This is a genomic window from Rhodobacter sp. NSM (assembly GCF_052244495.1).
In the GTDB taxonomy this organism is placed as follows: Bacteria; Pseudomonadota; Alphaproteobacteria; order Rhodobacterales; family Rhodobacteraceae; genus Cereibacter_A.
Genome location: NZ_JBQPXH010000006.1, coordinates 121,451 through 137,376, shown reverse-complemented (window position 1 = coordinate 137,376; position 15,926 = coordinate 121,451). Strand labels below are relative to the sequence as shown.

At 67.9% G+C, this 15,926-nt stretch carries 23 protein-coding genes; 19 read left to right on the top strand and 4 right to left on the bottom strand.

Annotation, left to right across the window (positions count from 1 at the left end; translation table 11 throughout):
* Positions 1 to 64 precede the first annotated feature (64 nt).
* The 12 genes from ACTVZP_RS13840 to ACTVZP_RS13785 all read left to right on the top strand — a co-directional run bounded on the left by ACTVZP_RS13840 (position 65) and on the right by ACTVZP_RS13785 (position 8,289).
* Complete coding sequence (locus ACTVZP_RS13840; RefSeq protein ID WP_443212735.1) at positions 65 to 601, top strand: GNAT family N-acetyltransferase; 537 nt, start codon at positions 65 to 67, stop codon at positions 599 to 601.
* Positions 598 to 1,128 (top strand): GNAT family N-acetyltransferase, encoded by a 531-nt coding sequence (locus ACTVZP_RS13835; protein WP_443212734.1) that lies wholly within the window; start codon positions 598 to 600, stop codon positions 1,126 to 1,128. The genes ACTVZP_RS13840 and ACTVZP_RS13835 overlap by 4 nt, the downstream gene beginning before the upstream one ends.
* Positions 1,125 to 1,685, top strand: coding sequence for a GNAT family N-acetyltransferase (locus ACTVZP_RS13830; protein WP_443212733.1), 561 nt, complete (start codon positions 1,125 to 1,127; stop codon positions 1,683 to 1,685). The genes ACTVZP_RS13835 and ACTVZP_RS13830 overlap by 4 nt, the downstream gene beginning before the upstream one ends.
* 38 nt (positions 1,686 to 1,723) lie before the next feature.
* The gene (locus ACTVZP_RS13825) at positions 1,724 to 2,020 is read left to right on the top strand and encodes a chorismate mutase (RefSeq protein WP_443212732.1); all 297 of its coding nucleotides are present in this window, start codon (positions 1,724 to 1,726) and stop codon (positions 2,018 to 2,020) included.
* A gap of 40 nt (positions 2,021 to 2,060) precedes the next feature.
* Positions 2,061 to 2,408 carry a 30S ribosomal protein S16 gene (rpsP, locus tag ACTVZP_RS13820; RefSeq protein WP_443212731.1) on the top strand — a complete coding sequence of 116 codons (348 nt, stop codon included), beginning with the start codon at positions 2,061 to 2,063 and terminating at the stop codon, positions 2,406 to 2,408.
* A 98-nt stretch (positions 2,409 to 2,506) separates the two neighbouring features.
* Positions 2,507 to 3,016 (top strand): ribosome maturation factor RimM, encoded by a 510-nt coding sequence (rimM, locus tag ACTVZP_RS13815; protein WP_443212730.1) that lies wholly within the window; start codon positions 2,507 to 2,509, stop codon positions 3,014 to 3,016.
* A gap of 152 nt (positions 3,017 to 3,168) precedes the next feature.
* Positions 3,169 to 4,035 (top strand): hypothetical protein, encoded by an 867-nt coding sequence (locus ACTVZP_RS13810; protein ID WP_443212729.1) that lies wholly within the window; start codon positions 3,169 to 3,171, stop codon positions 4,033 to 4,035.
* 163 nt (positions 4,036 to 4,198) lie between these two features.
* Positions 4,199 to 5,035, top strand: coding sequence for a tRNA (guanosine(37)-N1)-methyltransferase TrmD (gene trmD / locus ACTVZP_RS13805; protein ID WP_443212728.1), 837 nt, complete (start codon positions 4,199 to 4,201; stop codon positions 5,033 to 5,035).
* Positions 5,036 to 5,083: 48 nt separating this feature from the next.
* Positions 5,084 to 5,458, top strand: coding sequence for a 50S ribosomal protein L19 (gene rplS / locus ACTVZP_RS13800; RefSeq protein WP_443212727.1), 375 nt, complete (start codon positions 5,084 to 5,086; stop codon positions 5,456 to 5,458).
* Positions 5,459 to 5,470: 12 nt separating this feature from the next.
* Positions 5,471 to 5,692 (top strand): 50S ribosomal protein L31, encoded by a 222-nt coding sequence (rpmE, locus tag ACTVZP_RS13795; protein ID WP_443212726.1) that lies wholly within the window; start codon positions 5,471 to 5,473, stop codon positions 5,690 to 5,692.
* A gap of 252 nt (positions 5,693 to 5,944) precedes the next feature.
* Positions 5,945 to 6,754, top strand: a complete 810-nt coding sequence (locus ACTVZP_RS13790) for a division plane positioning ATPase MipZ (protein WP_443212725.1) — start codon at positions 5,945 to 5,947, stop codon at positions 6,752 to 6,754.
* 29 nt (positions 6,755 to 6,783) lie between these two features.
* Positions 6,784 to 8,289, top strand: coding sequence for a malonate--CoA ligase (locus ACTVZP_RS13785; protein ID WP_443212724.1), 1,506 nt, complete (start codon positions 6,784 to 6,786; stop codon positions 8,287 to 8,289).
* 66 nt (positions 8,290 to 8,355) lie between these two features.
* Here ACTVZP_RS13785 and ACTVZP_RS13780 read toward each other — a convergent pair whose 3' ends face one another.
* Positions 8,356 to 8,712 carry an ArsR/SmtB family transcription factor gene (locus ACTVZP_RS13780; protein ID WP_443212723.1) on the bottom strand — a complete coding sequence of 119 codons (357 nt, stop codon included), beginning with the start codon at positions 8,710 to 8,712 and terminating at the stop codon, positions 8,356 to 8,358.
* Between the two features lie 218 nt (positions 8,713 to 8,930).
* Here ACTVZP_RS13780 and ACTVZP_RS13775 point away from each other — a divergent pair, with 218 nt between their 5' ends.
* From ACTVZP_RS13775 to ACTVZP_RS13755, 5 genes are all read left to right on the top strand, one after another.
* Positions 8,931 to 9,278, top strand: a complete 348-nt coding sequence (locus ACTVZP_RS13775; protein ID WP_443212722.1) for an AtpZ/AtpI family protein — start codon at positions 8,931 to 8,933, stop codon at positions 9,276 to 9,278.
* A 1-nt stretch (position 9,279) separates the two neighbouring features.
* Positions 9,280 to 10,029, top strand: coding sequence for a F0F1 ATP synthase subunit A (locus tag ACTVZP_RS13770; RefSeq protein WP_443212721.1), 750 nt, complete (start codon positions 9,280 to 9,282; stop codon positions 10,027 to 10,029).
* Between the two features lie 56 nt (positions 10,030 to 10,085).
* A complete protein-coding gene (locus tag ACTVZP_RS13765) occupies positions 10,086 to 10,322 on the top strand; it encodes a F0F1 ATP synthase subunit C (RefSeq protein WP_096784502.1) in 237 nt (78 codons plus the stop codon).
* A gap of 77 nt (positions 10,323 to 10,399) precedes the next feature.
* Positions 10,400 to 10,951 (top strand): F0F1 ATP synthase subunit B', encoded by a 552-nt coding sequence (locus ACTVZP_RS13760; protein ID WP_443212720.1) that lies wholly within the window; start codon positions 10,400 to 10,402, stop codon positions 10,949 to 10,951.
* Positions 10,952 to 10,956: 5 nt separating this feature from the next.
* A complete protein-coding gene (locus ACTVZP_RS13755) occupies positions 10,957 to 11,511 on the top strand; it encodes a F0F1 ATP synthase subunit B (RefSeq protein ID WP_443212809.1) in 555 nt (184 codons plus the stop codon).
* A gap of 74 nt (positions 11,512 to 11,585) precedes the next feature.
* On the opposite strand, the gene ACTVZP_RS13750 is transcribed toward ACTVZP_RS13755, so the two are convergent.
* The 3 genes from ACTVZP_RS13750 to ACTVZP_RS13740 all read right to left on the bottom strand — a co-directional run bounded on the left by ACTVZP_RS13750 (position 11,586) and on the right by ACTVZP_RS13740 (position 14,144).
* Positions 11,586 to 12,353: a FadR/GntR family transcriptional regulator gene (locus ACTVZP_RS13750; protein ID WP_443212719.1), complete on the bottom strand. Its 768-nt coding sequence runs from the start codon at positions 12,351 to 12,353 to the stop codon at positions 11,586 to 11,588.
* Positions 12,354 to 12,495: 142 nt separating this feature from the next.
* A complete protein-coding gene (locus tag ACTVZP_RS13745) occupies positions 12,496 to 13,182 on the bottom strand; it encodes an OmpA family protein (RefSeq protein ID WP_443212718.1) in 687 nt (228 codons plus the stop codon).
* A 113-nt stretch (positions 13,183 to 13,295) separates the two neighbouring features.
* Positions 13,296 to 14,144, bottom strand: coding sequence for a methylated-DNA--[protein]-cysteine S-methyltransferase (locus ACTVZP_RS13740; protein ID WP_443212717.1), 849 nt, complete (start codon positions 14,142 to 14,144; stop codon positions 13,296 to 13,298).
* 113 nt (positions 14,145 to 14,257) lie between these two features.
* On the opposite strand from ACTVZP_RS13740, the gene nth reads away from it, so the two are divergent.
* Positions 14,258 to 14,902 carry an endonuclease III gene (nth, locus tag ACTVZP_RS13735; RefSeq protein WP_443212716.1) on the top strand — a complete coding sequence of 215 codons (645 nt, stop codon included), beginning with the start codon at positions 14,258 to 14,260 and terminating at the stop codon, positions 14,900 to 14,902.
* Positions 14,899 to 15,891, top strand: coding sequence for an adenosine kinase (locus tag ACTVZP_RS13730; protein WP_443212715.1), 993 nt, complete (start codon positions 14,899 to 14,901; stop codon positions 15,889 to 15,891). The genes nth and ACTVZP_RS13730 overlap by 4 nt, the downstream gene beginning before the upstream one ends.
* Positions 15,892 to 15,926: the final 35 nt, after the last annotated feature.

Here is a 15,926-nt window from a genome sequence, read left to right as displayed (position 1 = left end):
CCTCCCCTTCCGCGACGGGTCCCGCCTTACGGCGGGCGTCGGCGCATGGGCCGGAGGTGCGCGCATGACCCTTCCCTTCACCGTTCCCGTCCTCGAGACCGAGCGGCTCGTGCTGCGCGGACCGTCCGAGGGTGACCTGCCCGCGATGATCGCCTTCGGCGAGAGCGACCGGACACGCTTCATTGGCGGGCGGCAGGACCGCTTCGGCACCTGGCGGATCTTCCTTGCCGGCATCGGCCACTGGGCCCTGCGCGGCTACGGCATGTGGTCCGTGGATACACGCGACGGCGCCTTCGTCGGCCGCGTTGGCGTCATCAACCACATCGGCTGGCCCGAGCCGGAACTCGGCTGGCATCTCTACGAGGGTTTCGAGGGCAAGGGTTATGCGTTCGAGGCTGCCCTCGCCGTGCGAACCTACATGCAGGGCAAGCTCGGGATGGGTCCGCTGATCACCATGATCGATTCCGAGAACACCCGCAGCCTCTCGCTCGTCCGTAGGCTCGGCGCGACGCTCGAGCGCGCCTTCGCCGAAGGCGGGCGGCTGATCCACATCTACCGCCACCCCGCGGAAGAGGATGGCGGGATGGAGGCCTACGCATGATTGCGGTCACGGGCAGCCCGGCTCTCACGACGGAACGGCTCACGCTGCGGATGCCGGCGGCGCGGGACTGGGAGTCCGTCGCGGGCTTCCTGACCGGCGATCGCGCGCGCTTCACCGGCGGCACGCTCACGCGTGACAAGGCGTGGCGCGCCTTCGGCCACATGGTCGGCCATTGGGTGCTGCGCGGCTACGGCATGTTCTTCTTCACGCTCCGCGGCAGCGACGAGGTGCTGGGCATGGCCGGCCCGTGGTTCCCGGAAGGCTGGCCCGAGCCCGAACTGGGCTGGACGATCTTCCGGGACGAGGGCGAGGGGCGGGGCTACGCACGCGAGGCGACCGAGGCCGCCCGCCGCCATGCCTTCCAGAACCTCGGCTGGAAGACCGCGGTCAGCTACATCCACCCGCACAACCTCCGCTCGATCGCTCTGGCCGAGCGGCTGGGCGCGGTGCGGGACGAGGCGGCGGCCTTCCCCGGCGACGGACCGGCCCTCGTCTACCGCCATCCCGGCCCGGAGGCGCGCGGATGACCCAGCCCTGGACGCATCCGCTTACCTGCGGCGCGGCGATGCAGGCGGCAGGCGTGGCGTCGGCCGTGCCCGAACTTCTGACCGAGCGGCTGAGGCTGCGCGCGCCGCGGCTTGAGGATTTTCCGACCTACGCCCGCATCGTGTGTTCGGATCGCGGGATCCACGTCGACGGCCCGATGACGCCCGAACAGGCCTGGGACGACTTCTGCCGGATGGTGGCGACCTGGCTTCTGCGCGGCCATGGCGTCTGGTCGGTCGAGGCAAGTGCCGAGCTGCTCGGCTTCGTCCTCATTGGCATGGAGCCGGGAGACCCGGAGCCGGAACTGGGGTTCCTCTTTACCGCCGAGGCCGAAGGCCAGGGGCATGCCCAGGAAGCGGCCGAGGCTGCCCGCGCCCATGCCTTCGGCGCGCTTGGCCTGCCGAGCCTCGTCTCCTGCATCGCGCCCGAGAATTTCCGCTCGCGCCGGCTGGCCGAAAGGCTCGGCGCCCGCCCCGATCCCGGCACGCTCGACGGCGTGCTCGTGTACCGTCACCCCGTGCCGGAGATGTCCGTATGAGTGCCCCGCGTTCCGACAATCCGGAGGTTCCCGTCCCCATGACCGAAGCCGCCACCCGCGCCCAGGCGCTGCTGCGCGAACATCGCGACAGCATCGACCGGCTGGACGCCATCCTGGTCTACACGCTCGCCGAACGGTTCAAGCAGACGCAGGCCGTCGGTCGGCTGAAGGCCGAGCACAACCTGCCCCCCTCGGATCCGCTCCGGGAGGCGCGCCAGATCGAGCGGCTTGAGTGGCTTTCCAAAGAGGCGGACCTGGATCCCGAATTCGCCAAGAAATTCCTGAACTTCATCATATCGGAAGTCATCAGGCACCACGAGAAACTGCAGAAATGACCGGGCAGCGCCCGGTGACAGCCAAGACAGGAGAAAACCCATGGCTATGAAAATCCGTCTCGCCCGTGGCGGTTCGAAGAAGCGTCCGCACTATTCGATCGTCGCGTCCGACAGCCGCATGCCGCGCGACGGCCGCTTCCTCGAGAAGCTGGGCACCTACAACCCGCTGCTCGCCAAGGACAGCGAGGACCGCATCAAGATGAACGTCGAGCGCGTGCAATACTGGCTGGGCCAGGGCGCGCAGCCGACCGACCGCGTGGCGCGTTTCCTCGAAGCCGCCGGCCTGAAGGAAAAGGCGGTTCGCAACAACCCGAAGGCCGCCGTGCCGGGCAAGCGCATGGCCGAGCTGGCCAAGAAGAAGGCCGAGCGCGCCGCCGCGGCCGAGTGATCGTGCCGGCGGCCCGGTGACGGGCCGCCGCCCTTCCTGCAAGACAAGGCCGGCCTCGGGGCCGGGATCCTGTCCATGGGCTGCGTCCGGGGCCGAACATGACGAAATCCGACCGCGTCTGCGTGGGTGCCATCGCCGGAGCCTTCGGCGTGAAGGGTGAGGTGCGGCTGAAGTCCTTCTGCGCCGAGCCTGCCGACGTGGCCTCCTATGGCCCTCTCTTCACCGAGGACGGAAGCCGCAGCTTCCGTGTGACGCTGACCCGCCCGGTAGCGGGAGGGCTCGGCGCGCGTCTGTCGGACGTCACCACCAAGGAAGAGGCCGACGCGCTGCGCGGCGTCGGCCTCTATGTCGACCGGGCGCGGCTCCCGTCGCTCGGAGATGACGAATTCTATCATGCCGACCTGATCGGTCTCGAGGTCCGCGATACCGGCGGTGCGCTGCTCGGGCATGTCCATGCCGTTCACAATCACGGAGCCGGCGATATCCTGGAGGTGACCGGCGGCGGAGGGCGCGAGGCGCTGCTCCTGCCCTTCACCCGCAAGGTCGTGCCGACCGTTGATCTCGGCGCGCGCCGGATCGTCGCCGATCCGCCCGAGGAACTCGGCTAGATCCGGCAGACCTCGTCCGGCTTGCCGAAGCTTCGCCGCAGGGGCGGAGGCGCGGTACGGGATGGATTGCCGTCTCGGAATTTGTCCGGGCTTGCCCAACCTTTACCACTTTTGCGGAGAAACCTGAGGGCAGGACCGCAAAAGGTGATCCCATGCCGCTCGGACTTCAACTCCGTCTCTCCCTGCTGTTCACGGCGCTCCTTTACCTCGGGCCGCTCTTTGCCGGCATCGGCCGACATCCCTGGCCAGTCGTGCCCGGCTTCGTGGCCCTCTTCGTCATGTGGACGATGGTCATGCGGCCGGCCCAGTGGCCAAGGGATCTCGCCGGCTGGAAGAAGCCCGAGGCGCTGCTGCGGGTCGCCGCCACTGTCGCGATGCAGATCCTGCTCGTGGTCGTGCTCCATGCGATCGGGCGCGGCATCGGTGCCCTGCTTCCGGAGGCCGCGTCGATCCCCGTGTCGATGCCCCTGACGGTCGCGCTGCTCTCCATCCCGTTCTCCCGCCTGACGCTCGAGCCCGAGAAGCTCGCCTTTCTCCGCGGTCACCTCGACGAAGTGCCCGATGATCTCGCCGTCGAACTCGAGAGCCAGCGCGCGGATCGGCTGGTGGCGCCCTTTCTCCGGCTGCCGGATGACACGGACGAGGTCGAACTGATGAAGCGCCTTGTCGCGCTCGCGCCGTCGCTGACGAGTGCGGCGCTGCTCGATGCACTCGACCGCGCCCTCCGGAACACCGGCGGTCCCTGCCTGGCCGCAAGACGGGCGCTTATCCTCCAGGCAACATCGGTGGCCGCGGCGGACACCTGCGCCGGTCGGGCGGAACCTGTGCGCGCCCTGAGGGTGGCGGAAGGTCATCGCAACCTCCTCCACCTCCTGACGATGCGCCTTCAGGATCTGCTCCGGCAGCGGCCGCAGGTCGAGGACGACTGCCCGACGATCACGGCACTGCGCGCCGCAGCCACGCAGGCCACCGCGATGGACCGGATGCGCCCGGCCAGCGCCGAGGCCCGTGCCGCCTGAGCGCGAAGCTCCCCGCCGACGCGAGGAACGGCCCCTTTGCGCAGGCGGTTCGCTCGTGCCGGTGCCCCGTCCTCGTGCGCCGGTGCACCGCCCGCAGGGTGACGTGGGCCGCGCCGACCGGCGACCCTTGCCCGGCTGACCGGTTTCGCCCATACCGCGCGCCATGAGCGACACACCCGATGCCCCGCGATCCCACGGCCGGATTTCCATCCGCCCCTCGCTGCAACCGCGCGAGTTGGGCGGCCCCCGGACAGTGAAGGGCGCCTGGCAGGCGCGGATCGTCACCCTCTTTCCCGAGGCCTTCCCCGGCACTCTCGGCCTCTCGCTGACCGGCAAGGCGCTGGAGATGGGGCTCTGGTCGCTCGAGACGATCGACCTGCGCCCCTTCGGCGAGGGCCGGCACCGCAACGTGGACGACAACCCCGCGGGCGGCGGGGCAGGCATGGTCCTGCGCGCCGATGTCGTGGCGCGCGCGCTCGATGCGGCAGCGGTCGGCACGCCGCCCGAACGCGCGCGCTGGCCGGTCGTCTATCTCTCGCCGCGGGGCAAGCCCTTCTCGCAGGCGATGGCCCGCAGCTGGTCCGAGGCCGAGGGGCTGACGCTTCTTTGCGGCCGGTTCGAAGGCGTGGACCAGCGCGTTCTGGATGCCTATGCCGTCGAGGAGGTCAGCCTTGGCGATTTCGTCCTGACGGGCGGCGAGATCGCGGCTCAGGCCTTGATCGACGCCACCGTGCGCCTTATACCGCGCGTGCTCGGGAATCATGCGTCCACCGAAGAGGAATCCTTTTCGGAGGGACTTCTTGAATTTCCGCAGTATACACGGCCGACCGTCTGGCAGGATCGCGCGATTCCGGAGGTTCTTCTCTCCGGCCATCACGCGAGGATCTCCGGCTGGCGGAAGACCGAGGCCGAGAGGCTGACGAAGAAACGCAGGCCTGATCTCTGGCGGGCTTACTGTGCGGCGCATGGTAGGGACCCGGATGAAGACCGAGAGCTCTGAGGCGGCATCACTTCGCGGGCAAACCGCGAGCAAAGGAAAGGACCTGCGATGAACCTGATCGCGCAAATCGAGGCGGAGCAGATCGCCGCCCTCGGCAAGACCATCCCGGATTTCAAGGCCGGCGACACTGTCCGCGTCGGCTACAAGGTGACCGAAGGCACCCGCTCGCGCGTGCAGAACTACGAAGGCGTCGTGATCGGCCGCAAGGGCGGCGCCACGATCTCGGCCTCGTTCACCGTGCGCAAGATCTCCTTCGGCGAAGGCGTGGAACGCGTCTTCCCGCTCTATTCGACGAACATCGACTCGATCGAGGTCGTGCGCCGTGGCCGCGTCCGCCGCGCGAAGCTCTACTACCTCCGCTCGCGCCGCGGCAAGTCGGCCCGCATCGCGGAAGACACGACCTACAAAGCGAAATCCGAGTAAGGAGCGGCGGAAATGAAAAAGGGCATCCACCCCGACTATCACTTCATCGACGTCAAGATGACCGATGGCACCGTGTTCCAGGTCCGCTCGACCTGGGGCAAGGAAGGCGAACAGATGGCGCTCGAGATCGACCCGCTCGCCCATCCCGCCTGGACCGGCGGCACCGCCAAGCTGATGGACACCGGAGGCCGCGTGTCGAAGTTCAAGAACAAGTACGCCGGCCTCGGCTTCTGAGACCGGCCCGACTTCCGCAAAGGGCGCACCACGGGTGCGCCCTTTGTCGTTTCACGGCCCGCCCTGCCTGCGAGGTTCCCGGACTGCCGAGCCAGAGGCGCGTGTCGGACGCCCGATGATGCGGGGCGGCAGATGGCCGATGCGCTGCGGGGACCCAGTATCCACAGGGGAATTGCCGCATCCCCGCACGCGCCCTTGCGCCGGTGGCGGACAGCCGCTAGTCGCGAACCGGGGGCAAGCGAGAGGACGTCCGTGGCGCATATCATCGTGGTGGGCAACGAGAAGGGCGGCTCGGGCAAATCCACGACCTGCATGCATGTGGCGACCGCGCTGGTGCGGCTCGGGTTCCGGGTCGGCGCGCTCGACCTCGATCTCCGGCAGCGCAGCTTCGGCCGCTACGTCGAGAACCGGCAGGCCTTCGCGCAGAGTTCGGGCCTCACGCTGCCGATGCCGGACTATCGCCTTCTGCCCGAAGTCGCCGAAGGCGAGGTGCCCGAGGGGGAGAATCCGCTCGACGTGCGGCTGGCGAAGGCCGTGTCGGAGCTCGAGCCGGTTTCGGACTTCATCCTGATCGACTGTCCGGGCTCTCACACGCGGCTGAGCCAGGTGGCGCATTCGCTGGCCGATACGCTGGTCACGCCGCTGAACGACAGTTTCGTCGATTTCGACCTGCTGGCCCGGATCGATCCCGAGACCGGCAAGGTCAAGGGTCCGTCCATCTATGCCGAGATGGTCTGGAGCGCGCGGCAGTTCCGGGCACAGGCCGGGCTCAAGCCCATCGACTGGATCGTGCTCCGCAACCGCCTCGGTGCGCAGCAGATGCACAACAAGAAGAAGGTGGGCGCGGCGCTCGAGGATCTGTCACGCCGGATCGGCTTCCGGGTGGCCGCGGGCTTCTCGGAGCGGGTGATCTTCCGCGAGCTGTTTCCGCGCGGGCTCACGCTTCTCGACCTGCGCGACACGGGGGTGGAGCAGCTGAGCCTGTCCAACATCGCGGCGCGGCAGGAGGTGCGTGACCTGCTGATCGAGCTCAACCTGCCGGGGGTGAAGCCCAACTTCTGAATCCGCCACCGAAAGGGAGGGAGGACCCGATGGCCAATCCGCTGTATGACGCGCTCTTTTTGCCGCTCGCGGGGCGGCAGAGCGACCTGCTGATCCTGCCGGACGGCCGGCGCATCCGGGGCGACTCGTTCCTGCGGATGATTGCACGCCAGGCCCATGCACTGCGGGCGGCCGGGCTCGGCGCGGGCGACCGCGTTGCCGTGCAGGTGGCAAAGAGCCCCGAGGCGCTGGCCGTCTACGGGGCCGCAGTGGCGCTGGGCGCGATCTTCCTGCCCCTCAATAGCGCCTACACGCCCGACGAGGTTGACTATTTCCTTGGGGACGCCGCTCCGCGCGTCTTCCTTTGCGACCCCGCGCGCGCCGAGACGCTGGCGCCGCTGGCCGCGCGGCACGGATCGCGGCTCCTCACGCTTGGCGCGGATGGCGCGGGGACGCTGCGCGACCTCTCGGAGGGCCAGCCTGAAGAGATCCTGCCGGTGGATCGGGGCCTCGAGGATCTGGCGGCGCTGCTCTACACCTCCGGCACCACGGGGCGGTCGAAGGGCGCGATGCTGAGCCAGCGCAACCTGCTGTCGAATGCCGAGGCTCTGGCCGAGCTCTGGCGCTTCACGGAGCGCGACGTGCTGATCCACGCGCTGCCGATCTTCCACACCCACGGTCTCTTCGTGGCCTCGAACGTGTCACTCCTCACCGGCGGATCCATGGTCTTCCTGCCGGGTTTCGATCTCGACGCGATCCTTGGCTCGATGCCCGAGGCCACGGCGATGATGGGGGTGCCCACGTTCTACACGCGACTACTGGGCGATCCGCGCCTCACGCGAGAGAGGGCTTCGGGCATGAGGCTCTTCGTCTCCGGCTCGGCGCCGCTGCTGGCCGAAACCCATGCCGAGTTCGAGGCCCGCACCGGCCACCGCATCCTCGAGCGCTACGGCATGACCGAAACCAACATGTCCACCTCGAACCCCTATGAGGGCGAGCGGCGCGCGGGGACGGTGGGCTTCCCGCTGCCGGGTGTCGAGCTGCGGATCCTGCACGAGGGCCGCGAGGTGGCGCCGGGCGAGGTCGGCGTGATCGAGGTGCGCGGCCCGAACGTCTTCCAGGGCTACTGGCAGATGCCCGAGAAGACCGCCGAGGAACTGCGCCCGGTCGGCTTCTTCATCACCGGCGACCTCGGGCGCGTGGACGAGGACGGCTATGTCCAGATCATCGGCCGACAGAAGGACCTGATCATCTCGGGCGGCTACAACATCTATCCGAAGGAGGTCGAGCTTCTGCTCGACGAGGTTCCGGGCATTCTCGAGAGCGCGGTGGTGGGCGTGCCACACCCGGACCTGGGCGAGGCGGTGCTGGCGGTGCTCGTGCCGCGGCCCGGCGTGACCCTGGACCCGCAGGAGGTGGTGGCGACGCTCAACGACCGGATCGCGCGCTTCAAGCAGCCCCGGGCCGCGGTCGTCGTCGAGGAACTGCCGCGCAACACCATGGGCAAGGTTCAGAAGAACCTGCTGCGCGACCGATACGCCCGCCGCTTCGCCTGAGAGCGGACGCACGGACGTCCTCTGCTCCGCCTGATCCGCGCTCGCCACGCACCCGGTCCCTTGCGTTCACGAGAGCGACGGCCGTTCCGGCGTCTCGCCGGGATCGTCGAGCTCGCGCGCGAGGAACCGCTCGAAGGCGTCGAGGTTCACGGGCTCGAAGTGGCCGAAGCCCTGCATCCAGACCGAGGCGGCCTTCAGCGCGTCCGGCTCGAGCTTGCACCACTTCACGCGTCCGCGCTTCTCCTGCGTGATGAGCCCCGCCTCCGCCAGCACCTGCAGGTGCTTGGACACGGCCGCAAGAGACATCCGGAACGGCTCCGCGACATCGGTGACGGCCATGTCGTCCTCAAGAAGCATCGACAGGATTTCGCGCCGGGTGGGATCGGCAAGGGCGGAAAAGATGATGTCGAGGCGCTCGGGCATGGCGGCGATGCTACGCTGCCCCGCGGCATCGTCAACCGGTAGGTTGAATGTGCCCGGAGCCTCCGTTAGCGCCCGAACCGGCTCGCCGGAGTATCGGGCGCAGGTGGATGCCATTGATTAAGTGACTGATAAGATGTGATTTGTTTGAGGAAATTGCTTCCTTGACTCGGTTCACCCCGCTGCGTAGGTATCTCCCCGACTGCCGAAGGGACATCCCGATGACGCATGACCCGGACTCCGAGAAGATCAGGGCTCTTGAGGCCCGTCTTGCGAAGCTGAAGGGGAAGGCGCCGACGGAGGCCTCGACGACGGGCAAGGCATTGTCTCAGGGTGAACTGGCCTGGCGGATGGTGATCGAGCTGGTGACCGGGGTCCTGATAGGGCTGGCCATCGGCTACGGACTCGACGAGTTGTTCGGGACCCGACCCATCATGCTCGTGATCTTCGCCCTGTTCGGCTTCGCCGCGGGGGTGCGGACCATGATGGGAACTGCCCGGAAGATGGGCGCGGCCGCCGCGGCACAGATGAGTACGGGGAAACCCGAAGACGAGACCAGAGGAAGTTGACATGGCGACGGAAGCAGAGAGCGGCGGCCTTCAGATCCACCCGATGGACCAGTTCATCGTCCGTCCGTTCTTCGGCGGCACCGATGTCCACTGGTACACGATCACCAACGTGACCGTCTGGATGGCGCTCGCCGTCCTCTGCGTGATCGCGCTGATGGTGCTGGGAACACGGCGCCGGGCGATCGTGCCCTCGCGCACGCAGTCGGTGGCCGAACTCTCCTACGGCTTCGTCTACAAGATGATCGAGGATGTGACCGGCCATGACGGGGTGAAGTACTTCCCCTACATCATGACGCTGTTCATGTTCATCCTCTTCGCAAACTTCCTCGGCCTGATCCCGATGTCCTTCACCACCACCTCGCATGTCGCGGTGACCGTGGTGCTGGCGCTCGCAGTGTTCATCACCGTGACGGCGATCGGCTTCCTGAAGCACGGAAAGCACTTCCTCGAACTGTTCTGGGTCTCGTCCGCGCCGCTCGCGCTGCGCCCGGTGCTGGCGGTGATCGAGGTGATCTCGTATCTGGTGCGTCCCGTCAGCCATTCCATTCGTCTTGTCGGCAACATCATGGCCGGCCACGCGGTGATCAAGGTGTTCGCGGGCTTCGCCGCTGTCGCGCTGATCTCGCCGCTGTCGGTGGTCGCCATCACTGCGATGTATGCCATGGAGGTGCTGGTCGCCTTCATCCAGGCCTACGTTTTCACCATCCTGACCTGCGTCTACCTGCGGGATGCCCTGCATCCGCACCACTGAGACAGCGGTCCTGAAGCAACCAATTCAGCCAATTCCAGCATCAAGGAGTGACGGACATGGAAGGCGATATCGTTCAAATGGGTGCCTACATCGGCGCGGGTCTGGCTTGCGCTGGCATGGGTGGCGCTGCCATCGGCGTGGGCAACGTGGCCGGCAACTTCCTCTCGGGCGCGCTGCGTAACCCGTCGGCCGCCCCCGGCCAGACCGCGTTCCTCTTCATCGGCATCGCCTTCGCGGAAGCCTTCGGGATCTTCTCGTTCCTCGTTGCGCTCCTGCTGATGTTCGCCCTCTGATCCTTACAGGACCGACACTTGCGGCCGGAGGGGATCAACCCGTCCGGCCTGGTTCTTGAGGGACACGAGGATACGACATGGAGACTGAAGCAGCGCACGATGCGGCGGCCGGTGCGGCCGGCCATGCGGCGGCTCCGGCCACCGGCATGCCGCAGCTTGACTTCTCGACCTGGGGCAACCAGATCTTCTGGCTGGTCATCACCCTGGCCGCGATCTACTTCGTGCTCTCGCGCGTGGCGCTGCCCCGGATCGGGGCGGTTCTGGCCGAGCGGAGCGGCACGATCACCAACGACCTTGCGGCGGCGGAAGAGCTGAAGCAGAAGGCCGTTCTGGCCGAGAAGGCCTATAACGAGGCGCTGGCCAAGGCCCGGACGGAAGCCCAGGCCATCGTTGCCGAGACCCGTGCGCAGATCAACGCGCAGCTGGCCGAAGCGACGGCGAAAGCCGATGCCGAGATTTCGGCCAAGGCCGCCGAATCCGAAGCCCGGATCGCCGAGATCCGCTCCGGCGCGCTGCAGAGCGTGTCCGAAGTGGCGCGCGACACGGCCTCGGCTCTGGTTGCGGCGCTTGGCGGCCGTGCCGACGGGGCGGCTGTCGAGACGGCGGTTGCCAACCGGATGAAGGGGTGAGCGCGATGAAGAAGATCTCGATCATCGCGGCGCTTTCAGCGACCCCCGCCATGGCGGCAACGGGGCCGTTCTTCTCGCTCCACAACACCAACTTCATCGTTGCGATCTCGTTCCTTCTCTTCCTGGGCGTGCTGATCTACTTCAAGGTCCCCGGGATCCTGATGGGGATGCTGGACAAGCGCGCCCTGCAGATCCGCTCGGATCTGGAAGAGGCCCGCGCCCTGCGCGAAGAGGCGCGGACCATCCTTGCGTCCTATGACCGCAAGCAGAAGGAAGTGCAGGAGCAGGCGGCCCGCATCGTCGCTTCGGCACGCGAGGAGGCACAGGCGGCGGCCGAACAGGCCAAGATCGACCTCAAGGCCTCGATCGCCCGCCGTCTCGCCGCGGCAGACGACCAGATCGCCTCGGCCGAGGCCGGCGCCGTGCGCGCCATCCGCGAGCAGGCGATTGCCGTGGCCGTCGCGGCTGCAGCCGATGTGCTCTCGCGCCAGAAGACGCCGGCTTCGGCCTCGGCTTCGATCGATGAATCCATCAAGGTGGTGGAAGCCCGCTTTCACTGAGCACCGCGCGACATCCTGACGAGGCCCGGTCCGCAAGGCCGGGCCTTTGTCATGCACGGCGGCCGCAGTGGCCTCTAGCGGCTCCGCTCGTGTTCCAACCTTTGCCGGGCCACGGCCTCGTGCCGATCTGCCCTCAGGCCCTCCGTCACCGCCTTCTCGACATAGGAGAGGTGGGACTCGACCGCTGCCCGCGCCTCCTGCGGATCCCGGGTCTGAAGCGCCAGATTGATCCGACGGTGCTGATCGAGCAACGACTCGCGCGTGGTCCGCTGCCGGAACATCATCTGCCGATTGTAGAAGACGCCGTTGCGCAACAGGTCGAACATCGACCGCATCATGTGCAGCATGACCACGTTATGGCTGGCCTCGATGATCGCCATGTGGAACTGCGCGTCGAGCGCCGCCTCGTCGGAGGGGTCGCGTTTCAGATGCGCCGCCTCCATCTTGCGGAAGATCGTGTCGATCACCTTCAGGTCGGTATCCGAGGCGCGGGTGGCGGCACGCTCGGCCGAGAGACTCTCGAGGTCGCGCCGGAAGTCGATGTAGTCGAAGACCGCTTCCTCGTGACTTGCGAAGAGTTCGACCAGCGAAGGCGAGAAAGCCGAGCCGAGGACCTCGGCCACGAAGATGCCCGATCCGGGACGGCTTGCGAGAAGCCCGCGCTGCTGCAGCTCTGCAATCGCGTCGCGCAGCGAGGGGCGCGAGACGCCGAGACGGTCGGAAAGGTCGCGTTCGGAGGGCAGCCGCTCGCCCGGCCGAAGGATGCCGCGCAGGATCAGAAGCTCGATCTGCCGCATCACGCTCTGCGACAGCTTTTCGGACTGGATCTTCTGGAACGGCATCGGAGCTCCCCTCGAACTGGTCAGAATCTATGACCGGCCGGGCGCAAGCTCAACGGGAAAGGCGAGACTGACCGCCGATCCCCTTCCGTCAGCGGGCGGCAGGTCCGAGGGGTGGGGCGGGCCCGAGGGCCCGCCAGCCGGTTCAGTTCGTCGGCCGGATGATGATGTCCACGCGCCGGTTCTGGGCGCGGCCCTCCGGCGTGAGGTTCGAGGCGACGGGCTGGTCCTCGCCGCGGCCGATGGCCGAGACACGGTAGGAAGGCACGCCGTTGCCGATCAGCACACCGGCCACCGACTGGGCGCGGCGCATCGAGAGGTCCTGGTTGTAGGCGGCCGCGCCCGTGCTGTCGGTGTGGCCGACGACCGCGATGGTCGAGTTCGGATAGCGCAGCAGGTTCTGCGCCACGGCGCCCAGATCGCGCTGCAGGTCCGGGCGCAGGTTGGCGCTGTCGGTGGCGAAGAGGATGTCCTGCGGCATGGTCACGACCAGTTCCGAGCCGGTGTTGGTGACACTGACCTGGCTGTTGCCGATCGAGTTGCGCAGGTCCGCCGCCTGACGATCCAGTGCGGAGCCGACGGCACCGCCGAGAATGCCGCCCACGACCGCGCCGCCGATCGCCTTCTCGAGCTTGTTGTCGCTCGCCGAGGCGCCGACGAGGCCGCCGAGGATCGCGCCGGTGGCGATGCCCGTCGATGCGCGCGGATTTTCACGAGTGTAGCTTCCGGGGCCTCCCATGCCGGGATTGCCACCGGTCGCATAGGGGTCGCAGCCTGCCAGAAGCACGACGCCGGCCGACATCAGCAGAAAGGGGGATTTCACGATCTTCATTGCCGCCTCACGATTTGTCCTTGGCTCCCGATATCGGGTGCGTCCCTGCATATCGCACAAGCTTGGAACCGAGGAGAGGCTCCGCCGCCCGAAGCGGCGAAAAGCTGCCGAGATCACGCGATTGCGTCTGTCCGTGCCGCTTCCCAGGCCAGCATGGCGCGCTTGACAGGAAGACCCCAGTGATAGCCGCCGAGGCCGCCGGACTTGCGCAGCGCGCGGTGGCAGGGGATCAGGAACGAGATCGGATTGCGGCCGACGGCGGTGCCCACCGCGCGCACGGCGGCGGGATGGCCGATGGCCTGCGCGATCTGCGAGTAGGTCGTGACATGGCCGGACGGGACGCGAAGCAGCGCCTCCCAGACCTTGATCTGGAACGGAGCACCAATCAGGTGGAGCGCCGCGCCGCCCCCACCGAAGGCTGCCTCGGACATCGGTGCCACCGCGCCGGGATCCTCGATGAACCGGGCGGCGGGCCAGCGGCCCATGAGGTCGGCGAGGGCCGCTTCCCGGCCGGTCTCGGCGCAGAAGGCGAGGCCGCAGATGCCGCGCGACGTGGCCATCACCAGCGCTTCGCCGAAGGGAGAGGGAAAGCAGCCCCAGCGGATCTCGAGCCCCTCGCCCGCGCGGGCGAAGTCGCCGGGGCTCATCGCCTCCCACCGCAGGAAGAGGTCGTGGAGTCGTCCCGGCCCCGAGAGCCCCGTGGCGAGGGCAGTGTCGAGCACGGTGAAGCGTTCGGCCAGCAGGCGGCGCGCGTGGTCGAGCGCGAGATACTGCTGGTAGCGCTTGGGCGAGACACCCACCCACTGCGAGAAGATGCGCTGGAAATGTGCCGGGCTGAGGCCGATCCGCGCCGCCAGATCCTCGAGCGGGAGGGCGGGGCCGCCCGCGTCGATCTCGGCCAGGGCGCGGGCGATGACGGAATAGTGGTAGGCGGGGCGCTCGGCGGCGAGGCTGTCGGTCATTGCGGCTCCTCCGGAACTGTCCTGTGGACCCTAGCCGCCGCGACCGGCCGCCGCGACCCGATTCCTGCGGCTTCGCTTGCCCTGCGCCCGGCCCTCGGGCATAGCTTCCGCCGATGGCGCGCCAACTCGACTACCGCACGATCCACGAGATCTTCACCCGCCTCCATGCGCTGGAGGCGGAGCCGAAGGGCGAGCTCGAGCATGTGAATGCCTATACTCTGCTCGTCGCGGTGGCGCTTTCGGCGCAGGCGACGGATGCCGGGGTGAACAAGGCCACGCGGGCGCTCTTTGCGCGGGTGACCACGCCGCAGCAGATGCTGGACCTGGGTGAGGAGGGGCTGACCGAGCATATCCGCACGATCGGCCTCTACCGCAACAAGGCAAGAAACGTCATCGCATTGAGCAAGCTGCTGGTCGACCACTACGGCGGCGAGGTGCCCTCGTCGCGCGCGGCGCTGCAATCCCTGCCCGGAGTGGGGCGGAAGACGGCGAATGTGGTGCTGAACATGTGGTTCCACCAGCCAGCGATGGCGGTCGACACCCATATCTTCCGCGTGGCCAACCGCACCGGCATCGCCCCCGGCCGCGATGTCGAGGCGGTGGAGCGCGCGCTCGAGGATCATGTGCCCGCGCCCTTCGCGCTACACGCGCATCACTGGCTCATCCTGCACGGCCGCTATATCTGCGTCGCGCGCAAACCCAGATGCGGCATCTGCCCGATCCGCGATCTCTGCCCTTACGAGGAAAAGACGGCATGAAACAGTTCCAGATCGTCGGCATCGGCAATGCGCTGGTCGACGTGCTCGCCCATTGCGATGAAGCCTTCCTCGACGGGAACGGCATCGGCAAGGGGATCATGCAGCTCATCGACATGGGCCGCGCCGTCGATCTCTATGGCCGGATCGGGCCGGCGCAGGAGATCTCGGGCGGTTCGGCTGCCAATACCATTGCCGGCATCGCCCAGCTGGGCGGGCGCACCGCCTATGTCGGAAAGGTCTGCGACGACCAACTCGGTGCGATCTTCGCTCACGACCTGAGGGCGCAGGGCGCGGTCTACGAGACGCCGCTCGCGCCGACGGCATCCGAGCAGGAGACCGGCCGCTGCATCGTGCTGGTGACGCCCGACGGCGAGCGGTCGATGAACACCTATCTCGGCTGGTCCGAGTTCCTGACGCCCGACGACATCGATGAGGCGCAGATGGCTTCCACCGAGTGGATCTATCTGGAAGGCTACCGCTTCGACGGGCCGGAGAGCCATGCGGCCTTCGCCAAGGCCATTGCGGCCTGCCGAGGCGCGGGCGGCCGCGTGTCGCTGACCCTGTCGGACCCGTTCTGCGTCGAGCGGCACCGCGACGCCTTCCGCCGGATGATCCGCGAGGACGTGGATCTGCTCTTCGCGAACCGGGCCGAGATCCTGTCGATGTATCAGACCGAGGATTTCGCGGAGGCGCTGAAGGCTGCGGCGGCCGAGGTGGCGATCGTCGCCTGCACGGAGAGCGAGAAGGGCGCCCATGTCCTCGCCGAGGGGCAGCACTGGCACGTGCCCGCGATCCCGACGCAGATCGTTGACGCAACCGGAGCGGGAGACCTCTTCGCCGGCGCCTTCCTCTGGGGGCTGACGAATGGCCACGGCTACGAGACCGCCGGCCGGATGGGCTGCATCGCTGCCTCGGAGGTGATCTCGCATATCGGGGCACGGCCCGAGGCGGACCTGCGCGCCCTGTTCCGGACGCATGGCGTTCTCTGATCGGCGGACAGGGCGGGCGGTGGCGCGCGGCTCAA